General features: G+C 60.8%; 14 protein-coding genes. 4 read left to right on the top strand and 10 right to left on the bottom strand.

Features of this window, described 5'->3' with window-relative positions:
* Positions 1–20: 20 nt before the first annotated feature.
* The 4 genes from thrB to MTP42_RS06205 all read right to left on the bottom strand — a co-directional run bounded on the left by thrB (position 21) and on the right by MTP42_RS06205 (position 5,695).
* Positions 21–926, bottom strand: coding sequence for a homoserine kinase (gene thrB / locus MTP42_RS06220; RefSeq protein WP_249258198.1), 906 nt, complete (start codon positions 924–926; stop codon positions 21–23).
* Positions 927–942: 16 nt separating this feature from the next.
* Positions 943–2,178 carry a homoserine dehydrogenase gene (locus MTP42_RS06215; RefSeq protein WP_098922596.1) on the bottom strand — a complete coding sequence of 412 codons (1,236 nt, stop codon included), beginning with the start codon at positions 2,176–2,178 and terminating at the stop codon, positions 943–945.
* A gap of 41 nt (positions 2,179–2,219) precedes the next feature.
* Positions 2,220–2,660: an ACT domain-containing protein gene (locus MTP42_RS06210; RefSeq protein WP_035394385.1), complete on the bottom strand. Its 441-nt coding sequence runs from the start codon at positions 2,658–2,660 to the stop codon at positions 2,220–2,222.
* Positions 2,661–3,244: 584 nt separating this feature from the next.
* A complete protein-coding gene (locus MTP42_RS06205) occupies positions 3,245–5,695 on the bottom strand; it encodes a transglycosylase domain-containing protein (protein ID WP_215695302.1) in 2,451 nt (816 codons plus the stop codon).
* Positions 5,696–6,314: 619 nt separating this feature from the next.
* Between MTP42_RS06205 and MTP42_RS06200 the strand changes: the two genes are divergently transcribed.
* Positions 6,315–6,704: a hypothetical protein gene (locus MTP42_RS06200; protein WP_156069917.1), complete on the top strand. Its 390-nt coding sequence runs from the start codon at positions 6,315–6,317 to the stop codon at positions 6,702–6,704.
* Positions 6,705–6,777: 73 nt separating this feature from the next.
* On the opposite strand, the gene MTP42_RS06195 is transcribed toward MTP42_RS06200, so the two are convergent.
* Together MTP42_RS06195 and MTP42_RS06190 are read right to left on the bottom strand one after the other, a co-directional pair.
* Positions 6,778–8,472, bottom strand: a complete 1,695-nt coding sequence (locus MTP42_RS06195) for a DAK2 domain-containing protein (protein WP_005933847.1) — start codon at positions 8,470–8,472, stop codon at positions 6,778–6,780.
* Between the two features lie 28 nt (positions 8,473–8,500).
* Complete coding sequence (locus MTP42_RS06190) at positions 8,501–8,851, bottom strand: Asp23/Gls24 family envelope stress response protein (RefSeq protein WP_005933848.1); 351 nt, start codon at positions 8,849–8,851, stop codon at positions 8,501–8,503.
* A 372-nt stretch (positions 8,852–9,223) separates the two neighbouring features.
* Between MTP42_RS06190 and MTP42_RS06185 the strand changes: the two genes are divergently transcribed.
* Positions 9,224–9,691 (top strand): CBS domain-containing protein, encoded by a 468-nt coding sequence (locus MTP42_RS06185; protein ID WP_249258197.1) that lies wholly within the window; start codon positions 9,224–9,226, stop codon positions 9,689–9,691.
* Between the two features lie 584 nt (positions 9,692–10,275).
* Here MTP42_RS06185 and MTP42_RS06180 read toward each other — a convergent pair.
* The 3 genes from MTP42_RS06180 to MTP42_RS06170 all read right to left on the bottom strand — a co-directional run bounded on the left by MTP42_RS06180 (position 10,276) and on the right by MTP42_RS06170 (position 12,522).
* Complete coding sequence (locus MTP42_RS06180; protein WP_249258196.1) at positions 10,276–11,739, bottom strand: AAA family ATPase; 1,464 nt, start codon at positions 11,737–11,739, stop codon at positions 10,276–10,278.
* A gap of 179 nt (positions 11,740–11,918) precedes the next feature.
* Entirely contained in the window at positions 11,919–12,281 is a 363-nt protein-coding gene (locus MTP42_RS06175; RefSeq protein WP_035394391.1) for a type II toxin-antitoxin system HicB family antitoxin, read from the bottom strand.
* Positions 12,265–12,522, bottom strand: coding sequence for a type II toxin-antitoxin system HicA family toxin (locus MTP42_RS06170; RefSeq protein ID WP_097770738.1), 258 nt, complete (start codon positions 12,520–12,522; stop codon positions 12,265–12,267). Before MTP42_RS06170 ends, MTP42_RS06175 begins: the two co-directional genes overlap by 17 nt.
* Before the next feature lie 183 nt (positions 12,523–12,705).
* Here MTP42_RS06170 and MTP42_RS14615 point away from each other — a divergent pair, with 183 nt between their 5' ends.
* Together MTP42_RS14615 and MTP42_RS06165 are read left to right on the top strand one after the other, a co-directional pair.
* Positions 12,706–12,828 carry a hypothetical protein gene (locus MTP42_RS14615; RefSeq protein ID WP_255536694.1) on the top strand — a complete coding sequence of 41 codons (123 nt, stop codon included), beginning with the start codon at positions 12,706–12,708 and terminating at the stop codon, positions 12,826–12,828.
* Between the two features lie 268 nt (positions 12,829–13,096).
* Positions 13,097–14,881 carry a Na/Pi cotransporter family protein gene (locus MTP42_RS06165; RefSeq protein WP_249258195.1) on the top strand — a complete coding sequence of 595 codons (1,785 nt, stop codon included), beginning with the start codon at positions 13,097–13,099 and terminating at the stop codon, positions 14,879–14,881.
* Between the two features lie 392 nt (positions 14,882–15,273).
* On the opposite strand, the gene MTP42_RS06160 is transcribed toward MTP42_RS06165, so the two are convergent.
* Positions 15,274–19,527, bottom strand: a complete 4,254-nt coding sequence (locus MTP42_RS06160) for a PolC-type DNA polymerase III (RefSeq protein WP_442899464.1) — start codon at positions 19,525–19,527, stop codon at positions 15,274–15,276.
* Between the last annotated feature and the right edge of the window lie 69 nt (positions 19,528–19,596).

Raw genomic sequence — 19,596 nt, 5'->3', positions numbered from 1 at the left:
CTAGTTTCTCCCAATTTATATCATTCCACAGTTGCGCCGGTATTATCTGCATCCAGCTCTAACAGTGTAAATGCTTCACATCCGTCCAGGCCTTCCAGCGTTTCCAGCCCGGCACGCAGCCCGGCATAAAAGCGCTCAGCCTCCGCGCGCTCGGCCACCGCCATCACGGTGGAACCGGCACCCGATACATACACGGCCTTTGCCCCGCACTGCTTTGCCAGCCCGAACACCTCCCGGGAACCGGGCATCAGGGGCATCCGGTAGGGCTGGTGGAGCTTATCCCCGGTGGCAATGCCCAGCAGGTCATGCCGGCCCTCACAGAAGGCGGCAGGCACCAGCGCGGCCCGGGAAAGGTTATACACGGCATCCTTGTGGGCCACCTGCTTGGGCAGGGCCGCGCGGGCGGCCTCCGTCAGCAGCTTGTAGTCCGGCACGATGGCCGCAAAGCAGAGGCTCTGGTCCACATCCCGTTTGACGGAGTAGACCACGCCGTCCTCAAAGACGCTGCTGGTCAAACCGCCCAGCAGGGCCGGGGCCACGTTGTCGGGGTGGCCCTCAATGGCCGTGGCAAGGGTGAGCAGCTCCTGGGTGTTGAGCACATCGCCCAGCATCCGGTTCGCGCCCAGCAGGCCCGCAATGATGCAGGCCGAGGAGGAACCCAGGCCCCGGGCCATGGGGATGGGGTTGGTCTGCACGATCTTCAGGGGCGGGATCTTCTTGCCCACCTTGTCGAACAGGCCCTTGGCCGAGCGGTACACCAGATTGCTCTCGTTGCGGGGGATGCGGGTGCCGTCCGCCGCCGAGATGTCCAGCCTGTCGCTCTCCTCAAAGGTCACGGTGTTGTACAGGGTCACGGCCAGACCCAGCGCGTCGAAGCCGGAGCCTACGTTGGCGCTGGTGGCCGGAACAGAAACTTTGATCTTCATCGTCCGTCCCCTTTTCTCATGCATCCTCGGGCAGCTTTTTCAGCACCAGCTTCACGCTGCCGCCCACGGTCTCCACCTTGCGGGCTGCCTCGGCCATGGCCTTTGCGTCGGCCTGCTCCACCAGATAGGAGCAGCCGTCAAAGTGCTCATCCACCACACGGCCCTTACCGTAGATGGCTTCCACCACGGCGGGAGCAACGCCCGCTGCACGCACATAATATGCGGCGGGAGCCGGGTCGGTGAGCATCCCCTCCACCGGCTCCGCAGGCTGCCAGAACAGGCTGTCGTGGACCTTGGAGCCGTTCTTGAGGGCATCCACCACATCGGCCACCACGGCGCTGGCGGTGGGCAGCTTGCCCGCGCCTTTGCCGTAGAACACCACGTCGCCCAGCATATCACCCTTGACCAGCACGGCGTTGAACACATCGTCCACACCGGCCAGCTGGTGGCTCTTGGGCACCAGGCAGGGCTCCACACCGGCAGCCACGCTGCCGTCGTCGCCCCGCTTCATCCACGCGATGAGCTTGATGACGCAGTTCAGACGCTCCGCCGCAGCCACATCGGCCACGGTGATGTCCCGGATGCCCCGGGTGGGGATGTTCTGGGGGTAGATCTGGTGGCCGCAGACCAGCGAGGACAGGATGGCGATCTTGCGGCAGGCATCCCGGCCGTCCACATCGTCGCCGGGGTCCTTGGTCTCGGCATAGCCCAGCTCCTGCGCGATCTTCAGGGCCTCGTCAAAGCCCAGGTTCTCCCGCACCATCTTGGTCAGCATGAAGTTGGTGGTGCCGTTCACGATGCCCTCCACCTCGGTGATGACGTTGGCGGCCAGGCACTGGTGCATGGGGGTGATGATGGGGGTGCCGCCGCCCACGGAGGCCTCGAACAGGAAGGCACAGTTGTGTGCCTTGGCCAGCGCCAGCAGCTCCGCGCCGTAGGTGGCCACCATCTCCTTGTTGGAGGTGCACACGCTGCGGCCGCTCTCGAGGCAGGCTTTGACATAGGGGTATGCAAAGCGGGTGCCGCCGATGGTCTCCACCACCACCCGGATCTCCGGGTCTTCCAGAATGGTATCGAAGTTCTTGATGAAGAGGTTTGCCGCCGGATGGGCGGAGAAATCCTTGGGGTCAAGGATGTACTTGACCTCCACCGGCTCACCGGCCCGGCGGGAAACACCGGCGGCGTTGCGGCACAGCACCTCGTACACGCCGCTGCCCACCGTGCCAAAGCCTAAAATCGCGATCTTTGCCATAGTTCAACCCTCGTTCCTATTTCCTGACTGTTCTGGTGCTCTTACAGGTTATACCCGCAGTGCACGCCCACCACCATGCGCTGGCGGCTCAACCGCTCCGTCAGCTCCTCAGGGGTCATCTGCATGGTATCGGTGCGGATGGTAACGGCAACCAACGCTGCGCCATTTTCCGGCGTGGACTGGTTGATGGTAACAATGCTTGCCCCGGCTGCGCTGATGCCCGCCAGCAGGCTTTGCAGCGCGCCTGTTTCATCCCGGAGCGTTGCCATTACGGTCACGACCTCGCGGCCATTTTCGGAATCAAAGATGCAGTCCTTATATTTATAAAAAGCACTGCGCGAAAGATCCACGCTGCGGGTGGCAGCTGAGATGCTGCGCACTTCCCCGCTTGCCAGAAGCTCCTTGGCCTTGACCACTTTCAGGAAGACCTCGGGCAGGACCTCCGCGTCCACCAGATAAAAACGGCGTTCCAACTTGTTCACCTCACAAACACAAGTGTTCTTACAGGGAATATAATAGCATCCGGCCCCCTGCATTGCAAGAGACCGGATGCTTTTTTGTCAGATTATCCAGTTTTGGAGCGTGAAGTGGCAAGCTGTCGCACCGGAATTGAGAAAGTGTGACTTTTAACAGAGACTGGCCTTGCGCCCTCTCCGTCATCCCTGCGGGATGCCACCTCTCCCAAAGGGAGAGGCAATTGCGGCATGACCTTTAGGGGGTGCTGACGGGGTTAAACCTCTCAGCCGTCGCTGACGCTCGGCAGCTCCCCTAGTAGGGGAGCCCTTGGCAGGCCGTCGCGTTTTCGTGGTCTGGCGCTTCGCTCCTATTTGCCCTGCTGGCGCAAAGTCTTACCCTTGCGGCAGGAGTGCGTTTTGGAGCCGATAGGCGATCATTGCGAAAAATGAACCCTATGCCAAGGCCTCCCCTACTAGGGGAGGTGGCATCGAGCGAAGCGATGATGACGGAGAGGTTTAGCCGTAAGCACCCTCTCCCCTTGCAGATGCGTTGGCTCTCCCTTTGGGAGAGCTGTCGAGCGCAGCGAAACTGAGAGGGCCGCCTGAGAGGTTCAATCCGTATCCAGCCCGGTGGTATCCTGACCCACAACGGGGGCGGTGTCCGCGCTCTGCGCTGCGGCCACGCCGCTGCTGTGGGAGTAGTTGCAGGTATCGGGCAGGTCATCGGCACGGTAGTAGCCGGTGGCGCGGCTGGGGCAGTTGGCCCCGGCCAGCAGGCCGCTCTGGGTGCAGTAGGCGCGCTCCACCACGCCGTCGCTGGTGGGGAATGCCTTATAGGGCAGGTTTGCCTGCACCTGCTCCATATAGGCCTTCCACGCCGTGACACAGGTGCGGGTCTTGGCCTGATTCTTGCCCAGGGTGTTGGTCATATCGTAAGGCGCGTCGTAGCCCCACCAGACAGCGGTAACGTAGTAGGGCGTGCCGCCCACGAACCACAGATCCTTTTCGTCGCTGGCGGTACCGGTCTTACCAAAGGACTCCATGCCGTTGGAGTTGGGGTAGCGGCCGCTGGCGGTGCCCACGTTGGAGTAGAGCACATTCTTGAGCAGACGGTTCATAATATAGGCTGTCTGCGGGGTCAGGGCCTGATAGCTGGTGGCGTTGTTCTCCAGGTAGATGTTGCCGTCCCGGTCCAGCACACGGGTGTACAGGTGCGGGGTGGTGTACTCGCCGTCATAGAAGATCTGGAAGGCAGCGGCCAGCGCCGTGGGGGTCACGCCGTGGGTCTGGCTGCCCATGACCATCTGGGCAAGGCCCACGTCGTTGGCGGGGTCCAGGGTGGTCAGCTGCAGGGTGTTGTAGACAAAGTTGAAGATGTTGCTTGCGCCCACCAGGTCGCCCACCCGGATGGCGATGGTGTTCAGGGAGCGGGCCAGACCGTTCCACAGGGGCAGGTCGCTGCCGTCGCCATAATTGCCGCCGTAGTTGCGGGGCCAGCTGCGCCATGCGTTGGGGTAGGCCTTGAGCTGACTGTCGGAAAGGCCCATCAGGCCGTTTTTGCGGCAGTAGTCCTCATCCCGGATGACCATGTCCTGCTTCTGGTACAGGGGCGAGTTGTTGAGCATGGTGGACCAGTTCACCAGCCCGTACTCCACGCCCAGCGCGTACGCGCCGATGGGCTTGATGGTGGAGCCGGTCTGCCGGGTCACACTGTAAGCGCGGTTCAGGGAAAGGCTCTTGGTCTTTTCGCCCAGACCGCCCACCATGGCCAGCACGTTGCCGTCATAGTCCAGCGTGACCATGGCCGCCTGGGTGCGGACATTGCGGTAGTAGTACACGGTGCCGTCGTCGCCGGTGCGGGTCTTGGGGGTGCCGTCGGCGTTCATCACCTGCACGTCATCGTCCGAGATGCTGGTCACCTCTTCCTCATGCCAGCCGGCCGGGAAGTAAGCGTCGCCCTCGTTGCGCATCAGGTTCTCCATGGCCGTCTGCATCTTGGGGTTGACGGTGGCCTCGATGGTATAGCCGCCGGTGTAGAGCATGGACTGGGCCGTGGATTCGTCCACGCCCTCCTTGTCCATGATGTCGTGGACCACCTCGGTGAAGAGGGCATCGGTGAAGTAGCTGGTCACGGAGGAGGTCTTCTTGTTGGTGTCCTCCTCGGCCAGCACAAGGGGCTGGGCCGCGCCGTTGCGGTAATCCTCCTCCGAGATGATGCCCTGCTGCCACATATTATACATGATGAAGTTGCGGCGGTGGATCAGGTTCTCGGGGTTGGTGTAGGGGTTGTAGTTGGTGGGGTTCTTGGTGATGGACGCGATGGTGGCGCACTCCCAGAGGGTGAGCTGGCTCACGTCCTTGTTGAAATACTCGTTGGCCGCTGTCTGAACGCCCTGAATGGTGCCGGTGAAGCTGATGGTGTTCAGGTAGGCCTCCAGAATGGTCTCCTTGGAGTAAGCGCGGCTCAGGCAGAGGGCGCGGTAGATCTCGCGCAGCTTGCGCAGCGCACCCTCCACGCCGCTGGCGCTCTTGTCGCTGGTCAGGTTCTTGATGAGCTGCTGCTCCAGCGTGGAAGCGCCCTGCTTGGAGCTGTAAATGGGCAGCAGATACTCGTTGACCATGGCACCGATGGTGCGCTTGAAGTTCACGCCCGGCTCGTTGTAGAAATCCTTGTCCTCGGTGCAGATGAACGCATACTGCAGGTTGGTGGGGATCTGTTCCAGGTCTGCCCAGACGCGGTGGCTGTTGGAGGAGCGCAGGGTGGCATACTCCACCTGCGCGCCGGTGTCGGGGTCGGTAGCCACCACGGTGCTGGACTGGCTCAGCTCGATGTTGTCCAGGTCCAGCAGGTTGCCGTCGTTGGCCGTGGCCTGCACGGCGTAGTACACCGCCGCCACTGCCGCCAGGCTGCACACCATGATGCCCAGGCAGATGAGGGTAGCCAGCGTGCGGCCCAGCGCCCTGAGGATGGGGTGCTTCGCCTTTTCCCGGGGCTCCTTTGGCTCCCTGGGGGCACGCCCGCGCTTGGGCGGCTCTTCCCTGCGGCTGTTGCTCACATTCACTTTACGTCCCCCCGTGGGCTGCACGTCCGTGCGTGCAGCGCCGCGGTGGATCTTTCTCGATTCGTTTGAGATAAGGATCGCCTCCTACCTGCTTAAACGGTTATTCCTGACAAGTTCATCCTCTCTTCCATCCTCACCCTCTCAGTCTCGCTGACGGTTAAACCTCTCCGTCATCTTCGCTAACGCTCGATGCCACCTCCCCTAGTAGGGGAGGCCTTGGCATAGGGTTCATTTTTCGCAATGATCGCCTATCGGCTCCAAAACGCACTCCTGCCGCAAGGGTAAGACTTTGCGCCAGCAGGGCAAATAGGAGCGAAGCGCCAAACCACGAAAACGCGACGGCCTGCCAAGGGCTCCCCTACTAGGGGAGCTGCCGAGCGTCAGCGACGGCTGAGAGGTTTAACCCCGTTATCGGCTGCTTACAGATGAAAGGTTGGACAAAGGCAGGCTTTGCCGTTGGCCTGCCGCCCCTATTTCTAATCAGATACTGCTAGTATAGCACACTTCCCCCCGTAAAGTACAGCATTCCGGTGTGAAAATTGTGCACTTCTGTCTCAGGGGCGGCGTTTTTGCGCATACTACCGCTGGAAAGACCCGCTGGAAAGGAGTGATTTTCTCCATGCGGAAAGTAGTTCTCTGCCTGTTTTACGCCCTGTGCGCCTTTGCCATCGCCTTCAGCCTGTTCTGGATGGCCCTGCCCCGGCTGGCGCTTCCCTCCCCTGCACCGGGAGCGGACAGCGCCGCCGAAACGCCGGTGCCCTCCGAGCCGAGCCTTGCGGCCCAGACTCTGCCCGACACCGGCCAGCCCACCCAATACCTGCTCCGGGACGAGGGCGGCATGGTGGCCGTCTACACCTGCGGGCCGGACGGCTCCCCCACCCGCCTTGCCCGGCAGACAGACATTTACGTCAACCTCCTGCCAGAAAACGACGCACTGCGTGTCAAGCAGGGCATGACAGTGACGGGAGATGCTGCCCTGCAGGAGGTGCTGGAGGACCTGGGCGGGTGAATCAAAAACCCCCTGTACCAGACCATGGCACAGGGGGTTTGTTTTGCGGTTCTGTTTCAGCCGGAGTGCAATTTTACTCCACGCTGATCATATAATAGTATACGGGCTGGCCGCCGCGGATGTGGCTGACCTCAACGTGGTTGGGGCACTTTGCCTTGACGATCTCGGTCAGCTTCTCGGCCTCCTCGTCGGAGACATCGCAGCCGGAGATGATGGTGACAAAGCTGGAGTCCTTCTTGCACATGCTGCGGGCCAGGCGGTAGGTGGCCTTGGTCAGGTCGGTGGAGGTGGCAACGATCTTGCCGTTCTCCAGAGCCATGATCTCGCCCTTCCGGATCCGCTTGCCGTCAAACTCGCTGTCGCGGGCGGCGTAGGTGATGAGGCCGGTGCTGACCTTGTCGGCGGCGGCCATCATGTTGATGGTGTTGGTCTCAGCGTTGGCGGAGGGGTCGAAGTTGAGCAGTGCGGTGATGCCCATGGGCACGGTGCGGGTGGGCAGAACGATCACCTGACGGTCAGCCAGCTTCTGGGCCTGCTCCGCTGCCATGATGATGTTCTTGTTGTTGGGCAGCACGAACACGGTCTTGGCGGGCACGCTCTGGATGGCGGCAAGGATGTCCTCGGTGGCGGGGTTCATGGTCTGGCCGCCGGAGACGACAGCGTCCGCAGCCAGGTCGGTGAACACAGCCTTCAGGCCCTCACCGGCGGCAACGGCCACAAAGCCGTAGTCACGGCTGGGGTCCACTGCGGCGTAAACGAACTCGCTGGCCTGTGCGGGAGCCTTTTCAGCGGAGGCCTGCTTTTCCAGGCTCTTGCCCTGCTTCTGGCGGGCCAGGAACTGCTCGTGCATGTTCTCGATCTTGAAGTTGGTCAGGTAGCCGTACTTGATGGCCTCGCTCAGGATCTTGCCGGGGTCAGCGGTGTGGACATGCAGGTTGATGACATCGTCATCCTCGATGCAGACCACGCTGTCGCCGTTGGATTCGGCAAAGGCGCGCATCTTTGCGGCGCTTGCGCCCTCGTACTTGTTGATGAGGAACTGGGTGCAGTAGCCGTTCTTGATGTCCTCCACCTTCATCAGGTCATCGGTGAACACGCCCTTGCCTGCGTTCTCGGTGGAGAGCTTGGCCTTGTTGGGGGTGCCCTCGCCGCCGGCCACCATGGGCTCGCCGTGGAACACCTTGCCCATGCCCTCAAAGATGATCATAATGCCCTGGCCGCCTGCGTCCACAACGCCGGCCTTTTTCAGCACGGGCAGCAGGTTGGGGGTATCCTCCAGCGCCTTCTGGCCTGCGGTCATCACCACGTCCCACAGGGCGGGGATCTCCTCGGCACCGCAGGCGGCAGCTTCCTCGCTGGCCACCCGGGCAACGGTCAGGATGGTGCCCTCGGTGGGCTTCATCACGGCCTTGTAGGCACCCTCCACGCCCTTTTTCAGGGCGGCGATGATGTCGGCGGTGTCGGCTTCCTTCTTGCCTTCCAGCGCCTTGGAGAAGCCGCGGAACAGCAGGCTGGTGATCACGCCGGAGTTGCCGCGCGCACCGCGCAGCATGGCGGAGGCAGCGGTCTTGGCGGCCTCACCCACGGTGCAGCCGTCGTCCAGCGCATTCAGCTCTGCCACGGAGGCACCCACCGTCATGCCCATGTTGGTGCCGGTGTCGCCATCGGGCACGGGGAAAACGTTCAGCTCGTCCACACGGGAGCGCTGGTTGTTGATGTTGTTCGCGCCGGAGATGATCGCGTCGCGCAGGATCTTACCAGAAATCATTGTCCTTACTCCTTAATATACAGTTCCATCAGGCGATCACGTCGTCCACCGACACGATCACACGGGCAACCTTCAGGCCGGTGGCCTGCTCCACTTCGTCCTTGACGCGGTGCGAGATGCTGCGCGCGGCGGTGGAGATGTTGAGCCCGTAGCTGACGGCAATGTGCAGCTCGATCACGAGACGGCCCTCTTCCTGTGTGACACGAACGCCCTTTTCAGAGTAATCGTTGCCGCGCACCACGCTCTTGACCACGTCGGTCAGGTCGCGGGGGGTCATTGCGGCCACGCCGTAGCATTGTTTGGTTGCTTCGCCTACCAGCGTAGAGAAGTACTCGGCGGAAAAGCTGACATCTCCCAGCGGGAAACGGGAAGTGATCATAGTCGCTCTGCTCCTTTATTTGAAATCTTGTTGGGGTGGCCCGGCTTGCCGCGGCAAACCCGCCGCATACCGGGAAAGGAATCGGTATCCCTATTATACAACTTCCCACGCCCTGTGTACAGCACAATTTCCAAAGGGCGGGCAATGTGAGCCGATTCGTGTTCCTATTATACCACAAAACCCTGCCCTGTGCACGGTTTTCCTGCATGTTTTGCAAAAAGGCCGGGAGCGACTGTGAATAAATTCTAAAAAGTATGAGTTTTGACTTTATTCAGCTGTGGAAAAGTGCTAAAATCAAAGCAGAGGAACGGGAGCTGCGCCCTTACGGCAGAACCACTGTTTACGATAGGATAACGATTGGAGAGCTGTTTGATGAACATTTTGTTTTTCCTTTCCCCCAAGCAGGACCTGATGTATGTCTACGATGACTTCACCCTGCGGCAGACGCTGGAAAAATGGGAGAACAACCGCTACGCATCCATTCCCGTGCTCAACCGCAGGGGTGAGTATGTGGGCACCCTGACCGAGGGGGATATCCTCTGGGGGCTGAAACAGCAGCACGGGCTGGACATTGAAGCCGCCGAGGATGTGCCCATCTCGAGCTTTGCCCACAAGCGGGATTACAAGGCCGTGACCGTCACCACCAGCATGGACCAGCTGATCGAAGCGGCCATGAACCAGAACTTTGTGCCCGTGGTGGACGACCGGGGCATCTTTATCGGCATCGTGCGGCGGCAGGCCATCATCCGCTACTGCTACGACAAGGCCCGCACCGAGGCCCGGAAGGCCCAGAGCGCCCCGGATGCCTGCCCCAAGGGCAGCCTTGTGGCGGGAGGGTAAACTTCTCCGGGCCTGCGCCCTCTCTTGCACCTGTGCCCTCTCCGTCATCCCTGCGGGATGCCACCTCTCCCAAAGGGAGAGGCAATTGCGGCCCTGCCTTTAGGGAGTGCTGACGGTATTAAACCTCTCAGCCGTCGCTGACGCTCGGCAGCTCCCCTAGTAGGGGAGCCCTTGGCAGGCCGTTGCGTTTTCGTGGTCTGACGCTTCGCTCCTATTTGCCCTGCTGGCGCAAAGTCTTACCCTTGCGGCAGGAGTGCATTTTGGAGCCAATAGGCGATCATTGCGAAAAATGAACCCTATGCCAAGGCCTCCCCTACTAGGGGAGGTGGCATCGAGCGAAGCGATGATGACGGAGAGGTTTAACCTTCAGCACCCTCTCCCCTTGCAGATGCGTTGGCTCTCCCTTCGGGAGAGCTGTCGAGCGCAGCGAGACTGAGAGGGCACGCCATCAAACCCCAACGAACCCCCTTCGGTACACACCATACCGGAGGGGGTTCTCGTTATACTCATTATTTTCGTCAAAACCGGCCAAATCGTCATAAGGCAGCATTCCTGATTGACGAAAAAGCCGGAAAGGCCGAAAATTAAGTCTTAACAGTTATTTGTTCGGAACAGCAGGTGTTGGTATTGTCCAGCCGTTCCTGCTTGAAGCAATGCCGCATTCCTCCATTTTCACGTCGGTTGCGCCAATACTTCACCGCATCCCTCTCCCACAGCATCGGCTCAAGCTCGGTGATGCGCTTGGCCAATGCCTGCGAGGTAGGTGCCAGTTCGGTATGGGCGTACCGCTGGCCCATCTCCATCAGATTCTTGGAGTAGCCGCTCCACGTTCCATCCCCCTGCTGCAGGAGCACCCGCAGGGTCTTGACGATGGGCTCTGCCTCATACTCGGCCACCCGGCGCTGCGCGGCCAGCTGGGCCGCCGTGCCCTGCATGACCCAGCGGCAGCGGGCCTTATCAAAGCGGATGACCCGCTCGCACTGCTCGATGTCGCGGCCGGTGAGCAGAAAGCCTGCTTCATCGTCCATCCGGCTCTGCTTGTCCAGCACGATGGTGAAATCCGCCGCGCCCAGGATGCCGGTGGAGCCGTTGATGTTGTCGAAGCTGTCCTCGGGGTTCTTGCTCTTGCGGGTGTGGTGCACCAGCAGCACGCAGATGCCCCGGCTGTCGGCAAAGGCCTTCAGCCTGCCCATGTAGTCGTAGTCGGCATCGTAGGCATTTTCAAAGGGCTTTGCCTTGGGCTTGATCTTGGATAAGGTATCGATGCAGACCAGATGGATGTCCGGGTTGGCATCCAGATACTCCCCCAGCGTTTCCAGCAGGCCCTCGCCCAGCCGCTGGGCCTGAAACATAACGTGCATGTTGGCCGGGGCGGGCCTGCCCTCCAGCAAGCGGCGCAGGCGGGTCTGCATCCGGCTCTTGCCGTCCTCCAGGGCAAGGTAGAGCGTGCCGTGCTGCCGGGTGGGGAACCCCAGGAACGGCTCCCCCTGTGCCACGGCAAGGCAGAGGTCCAGCACCATCCAGCTCTTGCCCAGCTTGGGCTTTGCCACCAGCACCCCCATGCCCATGGGCAGCAGGCCCTCCACCACATGGCGGATGGGCGGCAGCACCATTTCAGACAGCTCCCGGGCCGACCACGCCTGCACCCCGGCAGGCTTTGCGGTCTCCGGCTCCGGGGCAGCCTGCTGCGGGGCGGCCTCCGGGTCGGTCAGGCTGTTGATGTAATCGGCGTAGTCCTCGCCGATGCGGGCCGCGAACTCCTCCTTTCCGATCTGCTCGTACTCGTCGGCCACACGGTCCTGCCAGCGCCGGAGCTTGAGCTCCAGCCCGTTCCAGAGCCGCAGTTCCCGGGCCCGCTCCTGCACCAGATGATACCGCTGGTTCTGGTCCGCAGGCAGGCCCCGGAAGGTAAACCAGAAGGTCAGCCGGGAAAAGAGCTTTTCCTCGGTGTCGGCCTTGTCCAGCCACCGCAGGAAATCGTTCTCGTCCGCCGGGCTGAACTGCTTTGCCTCCCGCCAGTTCCCCACTGCTTCCTTCATTTCGTTCATGGAAACACCTCTTTCTTTTGCATTACACAGCGTTGTTTTGTTACCCAAAGTGTAACACCTTTTGGTTGTGTCGTCAACGAGTATGTTCCGGCGATTTTTCGCGCGAAAAATGCGAAAAAAGAGGGAGAAAATAAGAAAAGCCCCCGCTCATCAGAGCGAAGGGCCGGAAAGCTTTGCTTTTACCCTGCATGCAGGGCATCATTTTTTGCCAGCAGGTAAACGCAGTACTGATTCATGCTGATGCCTTCCCGCTGGGAGTGCTCCGCCAGAGCGCGGTGCAGGCTGCGGGGCAGGCGGAGCTTGAACTGCCCGGAGTAATCCTCCAGACTGTCCGGCATCGGAATGGATACGCCCTCTTCCAGTGCGGCCTCCAGCCAGACCCTCTTAGCATCCCGGGCATTCTCCACAGCGCTTTCAATGGTCTCGCCGCAGGTCAGGCACCCCGGCAGATCGGGATAGGAGACAACATAGCCGCCCTCTTCCCTGTCCTCTACAATCTCCATCCGATACGGAAGAGCCAGATATTCATTCAGCGTTTTCATCGTTTTTCGCCTCACTCTCTACGATCTGACGCACCATTTCCACATATACTTTCTTGATCGGTTCGTGCTTGGGTATCGTAATGGGCATACAGCCCGCTTTGCGGAAGGTATAGTGGCTGCTCCCGCTCCGGGGGGCAGTCATCTGATAGCCGTAGCTTTCCAGCACCTTGCGCAGCTCATCAAACCGCAGGTCTTTGGAAAGCGCACAAATGCGTGCCAGCAGCTTATCCCATTGAGACATCTTTTATTCCCTCGTCTTTGTGGTGTCGTATGTGGTGTCATATTCATTATATGCTGGCTTATGAAAAAAGTCAAGCGGACCGCTTGAAAGTCCCCCTTATCGTACCCCGCATCTGGTATACTCCTCTTGTCGAACAAAACAGGAGCGGCCCGGAGGCGGGCTGCAGGAACAGGAGGGAACACCATGAGTGAGTACGAGATCCGATCTGTAGGCGGCCATGTGGAGGTTTATACCCGGGGCGGGGTGTTCCTCTTCTCGGCGGACACGGTGCGGGAGGCCATGGAGGAGCTGGACGAGGCCGCATGACATATTCCCGGCAGTTTCCGGAAACATGTCAGGAGCGCACGGGGAAAGCTCAAATGTAAAATACCTGTAAAATATAAGAAAAGAACAGTTGACAAAAGGACAAAACGGCGCGGAAATGCAGTAAAAATGCAAAAAACATGTAAAATAACGCTTGTTGTCCGGGGGAGTTCAATGCTATAATAAAAAGGACGGCGTTCAGGGCAGAAAGCCCCGGGCGGCCGTCCTTGGTTTGTTTTAAGAGCAAAAGGAAGTTTTTAGGAGTATCGAGATGGATATCACACACATCACCTCATTGTTGGGCGGTATTGCGCTGTTCCTCTATGGTATGTCGATCATGGGTGCCGGCCTGGAAAAGCTGGCGGGCGGCAAGATGCAGGGCGTGCTGCAAAAGCTGACCTCCTCCACCATCAAGGGTGTCATTTTCGGCACCCTCATCACCGGCGTGATCCAGTCCTCCGCGGGCACAGTCGTCATCTGTGTCGGCCTTGTCAACTCTGGCATTATGACCCTGACGCAGTCGGTGGGTGTCATCATGGGTGCAAACATTGGTACCACGGTCACCGGTCAGCTCATCCGCATGGCGGATATCTCGGGTGACAGCCTTCTGCTGACCCTCATCCAGCCCAAGACGTTTGCGCCGGTGGTGGCATTTGTCGGCTGCATTTTTTATGTGTTCCTGCGCAACGCCAAAAAGAAGAACATCGGCCAGATCATGCTGGGCTTCGGCATCCTGTTCACAGGCATGAGCCTGATGGACACCGGCGTGTCCCCCCTGCGGGAAAGCGCAGCCTTTCAGGAGCTGTTCGTCAGCATGACCAACCCCGTGCTGGGCGTGCTGGTGGGCATGGTCGTTACCGTCATCATCCAGTCCTCCTCGGCCTCGGTGGGTATCCTGCAGGCCTTGTCCAGCACCGGCCTTGTCACCTTTGGCAGCGCCATCCCCATCATTCTGGGTGCCCACATCGGCACCGCCTTTACCCCGCTGCTGACCATCGGCGGCTCCTCCAAGGACGGCAAGCGCGCCGCCCTGATCCACCTGTATTTCAACATCATCGGCAGCTTTGTGCTGCTGGGTGCCATTTACGCCGTGCGGTACACCATCGGCATCCCGGTGTGGGGCGACGTGATGAACAAGAGCACCATTGCAAACATCCACACCCTTTCCAGTGTGGCGGCCATGCTGCTGTTCCTGCCTTTCAGCAGTGTGCTCTCCAAGCTGGCCATGCTCACCGTGCCCAACAGCGCCGAGGAAGCGCAGGAGCTGAGTATGCCCGTGCTGGACGAGCGTCTGTTCAAGAGCCCGGCCGTGGCCCTGCAGCAGGCCAAGAGCGCCGTGGTCAAGATGTCCCGCCGTGCCGCCCGCAACGTCAGCCTCTCCACTCCCCTGCTGCTCAAGATGGATGAGGACGTGGTGAGCGCCATCAATGTGCGGGAGAACCTCATCGACCGGATGGAAGTGGAGATCTCCAACTACCTCATCAAGATGACTGACCAGGAGCTGGGCGACGACGAGAGCCACGCCGTGACCGAGCTGCTGAATTTTGTCACCGAGTTCGAGCGCATCGGCGACTACGCCGTGAACATTCAGGAAAAGGCTGTGGAGCTCTACGAGAAAGAGGCCTCCTTCAGCGACATTGCCAAGAACGAGCTGAAGCTGCTGGATTCCGCGCTGGAGCAGATCCTGACCCGCACCAACGATGCCTTTGAGAACGATGACATCGCGCTGGCCCGTCAGGTGGAGCCGCTGGAAGAGGTCATCGACATTCTGGTGGAGAAGCTCCGCGACGGCCACATCAAGCGCCTGAAGGACGGCATCTGTTCCATTGATACCGGCGTGGTGTTCCTGGATGTGCTGAACAATGTGGAGCGCATCTCCGACCACTGCTCCAACGTGGCAGCCCGTCTGGTGGGCACCAGCGAGGGCGATGACTACGATTCCCACACCCTCAAGAGCCTGATGCACCACAACCCCAGCAAGGAATACTCCCTCATGTACGAGGAGTGCTGCAAAGAGTACCTGACCCCGCTGGCCGCTATGGAAAAGGAAGCGTAAAGGGGCCAATGCCCTGCGAGGGAAGCGGGCTGCTTGCGGCTAAACCTCTCAGGCGCTCCGCGCCAGCTTCCCTAGTAGGGGAGCCCTTGGCAGGCCATCGCGTTTTCGGGGGTTGGCGCTTCGCTCCTGTTTGCCCTGCTGGCGCAAAGTCTTACCCTTGCGGCAGATGCCGGTTTTGGAGCCGACAGGCGATCATTGCGAAAAATGAACCTTATGCCAAGGCCTCCCCTACTAGGGGAGGTGGCATCGAGCGAAGCGATGATGACGGAGAGGTTTAATACCACCTGCTGCACCACACAACTCAAAAATCCCCTGCCAATGATCCGGCAGGGGATTTTTTGTTGCACTTGATGAACGATTCGGAGCCTGCCTTCCCCCAAAAAGTCAAGGGGTCAGAAGAAGCTCACCTGGCTGCTTTCGGGCAGGTCTGCCAGCACACCGGCGGTGCGCAGGCTTTCCAGCACGGCGCTGGTCACGCCGGTGGCCTGCTGGAGCTCCTCCACGGAGATATACTCCTGCCCGTCGATGGTGGCACGCTCCAGCGAGGCAGCGGCAGTGCCGCCCACGCCTTTCAGGGCACAGAAGGGCAGGCGCACCTTGCCATCCTCCACGATATACTTGTTGCCGCGGCTCTTGCCCAGCTCGATGGGCAGGAACGCATACCCGCGGGACAGCATCTCGTTGACCAGCTGCAGGCTGACCAGCACGTCCTCGTCCTTGGCGTTCTTCTCCTCTTTCAGGCGGCGCTTCACCGCCTCCATGTGGGCGCGGGCCACAGCCGCACCGCCCACAGCGGCCTCATAGTCGATATCATCGCCGCGCACGGTGAAGTAAACGGCGTAGAACTCTGCCGGGCGGTAGAGCTTGAACCACATCAGCCGGATGGCGCTCATCAGGTAGGCCACAGCGTGGGCCTTGGGGAACATATACTTGATCTTGCGGCAGGACTCGATGTACCAGTCCGGCACCTCGTGCTCCCGCATGGCTTCTTCCCAGCCGGGCTTGAAGCCGCCCTTGGCCACCTTGCCCTTACGGACCGCCTCCATGATATCAAAGGCCATCTTGGGCTCCAGCCCCTTGCGCAGCAGGTAGAGCATGATGCTGTCACGGCAGCCGATGACCTCCGCGATGGTGCAGGTGCCGCTGCGGATCAGCTCGTCGGCGTTGCCGGTCCAGACATCGGTGCCGTGGGACAGGCCCGAGATCTGGATCAGCTCTGAGAAGTTCCGGGGCCGGGCCTCCACCAGCATTCCGCGCACGAAGTTGGTGCCCATTTCCGGGATGCCGAAGGTGCCGGTCTGGCTGTCGATCTGCTCCGGGGTCACGCCCAGCTCCTCCGGGCTGGTGAGCAGGCTGTACACCCGGGGGTCGTTCATGGGGATGCTGTCCACGGGGATGCCGGTGTACTCCTCAAAATACTTGTAGAAGGTGGGCATATCGTGGCCCAGCTCGTCCAGCTTGAGCAGGGTGTCGTGGAGGTACTTGAACTCGAAATGCGTTGTGAGCAGACCGCCCGCCACATCATCCGCCGGGTGCTGGATGGGGCAGAAATCGTAGATCTCGTAGGTGTCGGGCACAACGACCATGCCGCCGGGGTGCTGGCCGGTGGTGCGCTTGACACCGGTGCAGCCCAGGGTCAGGCGGTTCTCCTCGGCGTGGTTGACGGTTTTGCCGCGGGCTTCCAGATACTTTTTGACGTAGCCGTAGGCGGTCTTGTCCTGAATGCCGGACACCGTGCCCGCCTTGAACACATTGGCCTTGCCGAACAGCTCCTCGGTGTAGCGGTGGACGTTGGACTGATACTCGCCCGAGAAGTTCAGGTCGATATCAGGCTCCTTGTCGCCGTAGAAGCCCAGGAAGGTCTCAAAGGGGATGTCGTGGCCGTCCACCAGCATCCGGGTACCGCAGTGGGGGCAGTCCTTATCGGGCAGGTCAAAGCCGTCGTCCACGCTGCCGTCGGTGATGAACTCGCTGTACTTGCACTTGGGGCAGCGGTAGTGAGGCGGCAGACTGTTGACCTCCGAAATGCCGGAGAAGTGGGCCACAGCAGAGGAGCCCACCGAGCCACGGCTGCCCACCTGATAGCCGCCCGCGTTGGAGTAGGCCACCAGCTTGACGGCAATGACGTACAGAACAGCGTAGCCATGGCCGCAGATGGAGTCCAGCTCCTTTTTCAGGCGGTCCTCCACGATCTTGGGCAGGGGGTCGCCGTAATCCCGTCTGGCGTGTTCCCAGGTGGCATCGCGCAGCTGCTGCTCCGCACCCTCGATGCTGGGCGGGTAGGTGCCGCGCGGGATGGCCCGCACGTTGTTGTCAATGGTGGCCGCGATCTTGCGGGGGTTGGTCACCACGATCTCGTAGGCCTTTTCCTTGGGCAGGTAGCTGAACTGCTTCAGCATATCCTCAGTGGTGCGGTAGAACAGCGGGGGCTGGGTGTCCGCATCCTTGAAGCCGTTGCCCGCCTGCAGTACCGTGCGGTAGATGGCATCCTCCGGCTCGGTAAAGTGCACGTCGCCGGTGGCGATGACCGGTTTGTGCAGGTCCTCGCCCAGCCGGATGATGGTGCGGTTGAAGTCCTTGATGACTTCCTCGCTCTCCACCTTGCCGTCCCGCACCATATACTCGTTGTTGCCCAGGGGCTGGATCTCCAGCACGTCGTAGTAGGAGGCGATCTTCTTCAATTCCTCGTAGGAGCGCCCCTCCACAACGGCACGGTAAAGCTCGCCCGCCTCGCAGGCGCTGGTCAGGATCAGGCCGTCGCGGTACTTGTTCAGCAGGCTGCGGGGCACACGGGGCTTCTTGAAGAAGTAGTTGACGTGGGCCTCGCTCACGATCTTGTACAGGTTCTTCAGGCCCATCTGGTTCTTGACCAGAATGATGAGGTGGAAGTACTTCTTTTTCAGCACCTCCCGGTTGCCGCCCAGACCCGTGTTGATGCCCTCCACGGTGGTGACCTCTTTCTCGGCAAGGTCACTGAGCATGACGCAGAAGATGCGGCCCAGCGCGGCGGAGTCCTCACAGGCGCGGTGGGCCTCGTAGTCGGGCAGCTCCAGATGCTTGTTGATGGTCCCCTGCTTGTAGTTGTGCAGGCCCGGGTACATGGCCTGCGCCATGGTCAGGGTGTCGATATAGGTCGGCTCAAAGGAAATGCCGCTGCGCTTGGCGGCGGCTTTCAGGAAGCGGATATCGAACGCATGGGCATTGTGGGCCACCAGGATGCGGCCATCCGCGAACCGGAGAAAGGCTTCCAGCGCTTCCTTTTCCCCGGGGGCATCGGCCACCATCTCGTTGGTGATGCCGGTCAGCTCGGTGATCTTGGGGGTGATGGGCTTGCCCGGCTTGACAAAGGTGTCGAACTCCTCCACCACTTCCCCGTTCCGCACGATCACCGCGCCGATCTCGGTCAGGTACTCCACGCCGGGGTCCAGGCCGGTGGTCTCGGTGTCGAACACGCAGAACTCACCGTCCAGCGGCTGGTCCTTCACGCCGTAGACGCAGGGCACCATATCATCCACAAAGTAGGCCTCGCAGCCGTAGATCAGCTTGAAATCCGGGTCGCTCTTGTGGATCTCGTCAGTGGCCAGCATGGCCTCCGGGTAGCCCTGACAGACACCGTGGTCGGTGATGGCAATGGCAGGATGGCCCATCCGGTGGGCCAGCTTGACGATGCCGCCCGGGTCGCAGAAGGCATCCATGCTGGACAGCTTGGTATGCAGGTGAAGCTCCACCCGCTTTTCCGGGGCGTTGTCCTCCCGCTTTTTCCGCTCCACGAACAGGACATCGTAGGGGTAGACGATGTAGTCATGCTCGTACTTGTCGTAGGTGCAGTCGCCGCGCACCAGCAGAGTGGTGCCCTTGGCGATGTTCTCCCACTTGGAGCAGTCCTCCCCTTCCTGCGCGCGGATCTTCAGGTTGATGGAGCCGGTGTAATCGGTGATGGACACCGTGTAGATCTTGCGGTAGTTGCCCTTGACCTCGGTAAAGAACACGTCGCCCCAGATCACGCACTTGCCGCCCTCGCCGCCCAGGTCCTTGATGGGAGTGAGGTTCTTGGGGGTGAACATCTTGCCGTGGAAAATGGTCACGGGCTTGTCGGTCAGGTCAAGGCCCTCCACCTTGATGGAGGGGGCGGTGTTCTTTTTCTCGAACTTGACCACCGGCGGGGCGATCTTGCGCTCCAGCTTTTCCTCCATCTGGCGCTGTTCGGCCTCGCCCACCGCGCTTGTCAGGGTGACTTTGGGCCTGACACCGGTGTGGGCGGCAACGCGGTCCGCCAGCAGGCGCTCAAACTCCATCTCCTGCAAAAACTTGGTGCCGTGGCAGACCCCCACCGTGATGTTCTGGCCGGTGATGGTGATCCGGCACCGGTCCAGAAAACCGTTGATGGGGATGCCGTCCCGCTTCATCTCCTCCATCAGCTCCCGCAGGGCGGCTTCGTCCAGCGTGGCATAGCCAAAGAGGTTGTCGATCTTCAGTTCAAAGCCCTCATAATCCGGCTGCAGGGAGGCCAGCAACCGGGCGCACAGCCACTTGTCCAGCGGGGCGGCACTGCGCAGGGTAAAAACGACCTGCCGCTCCTGCCGCAGCATCCGGGCATGTTCCACGATCACGCGCCCGAAACTGGCCGCGAAATCCGGGTCCGCCATGAACTGCGGCCATAGCTGAGATACAAGTGGTGTCACGATGGGTTACTCCTTTTGATGTTATTTCTGAAC

The sequence above is a fragment of the Faecalibacterium sp. I2-3-92 genome, from assembly GCF_023347315.1.
Lineage (GTDB): Bacteria > Bacillota > Clostridia > Oscillospirales > Ruminococcaceae > Faecalibacterium > Faecalibacterium duncaniae.
This window is presented reverse-complemented; position numbering and strand designations above follow the sequence as displayed.

What these genes read in the sequence shown, in the direction of transcription:
- MTP42_RS06175 (WP_035394391.1), bottom strand. Translation starts at nt 12,281, where the DNA reads ATGAAAACGCTGAATGAATATCTGGCTCTTCCGTATCGGATGGAGATT.
- MTP42_RS06195 (WP_005933847.1), bottom strand. Translation starts at nt 8,472, where the DNA reads ATGATTTCTGGTAAGATCCTGCGCGACGCGATCATCTCCGGCGCGAAC.
- MTP42_RS14615 (WP_255536694.1), top strand. Translation starts at nt 12,706, where the DNA reads ATGAGTGAGTACGAGATCCGATCTGTAGGCGGCCATGTGGAGGTTTAT.
- MTP42_RS06215 (WP_098922596.1), bottom strand. Translation starts at nt 2,178, where the DNA reads ATGGCAAAGATCGCGATTTTAGGCTTTGGCACGGTGGGCAGCGGCGTG.
- MTP42_RS06180 (WP_249258196.1), bottom strand. Translation starts at nt 11,739, where the DNA reads ATGAACGAAATGAAGGAAGCAGTGGGGAACTGGCGGGAGGCAAAGCAG.
- MTP42_RS06170 (WP_097770738.1), bottom strand. Translation starts at nt 12,522, where the DNA reads ATGTCTCAATGGGATAAGCTGCTGGCACGCATTTGTGCGCTTTCCAAA.
- MTP42_RS06190 (WP_005933848.1), bottom strand. Translation starts at nt 8,851, where the DNA reads ATGATCACTTCCCGTTTCCCGCTGGGAGATGTCAGCTTTTCCGCCGAG.
- thrB (WP_249258198.1), bottom strand. Translation starts at nt 926, where the DNA reads ATGAAGATCAAAGTTTCTGTTCCGGCCACCAGCGCCAACGTAGGCTCC.
- MTP42_RS06200 (WP_156069917.1), top strand. Translation starts at nt 6,315, where the DNA reads ATGCGGAAAGTAGTTCTCTGCCTGTTTTACGCCCTGTGCGCCTTTGCC.
- MTP42_RS06160 (WP_442899464.1), bottom strand. Translation starts at nt 19,527, where the DNA reads ATGGCGGACCCGGATTTCGCGGCCAGTTTCGGGCGCGTGATCGTGGAA.
- MTP42_RS06165 (WP_249258195.1), top strand. Translation starts at nt 13,097, where the DNA reads ATGGATATCACACACATCACCTCATTGTTGGGCGGTATTGCGCTGTTC.
- MTP42_RS06185 (WP_249258197.1), top strand. Translation starts at nt 9,224, where the DNA reads ATGAACATTTTGTTTTTCCTTTCCCCCAAGCAGGACCTGATGTATGTC.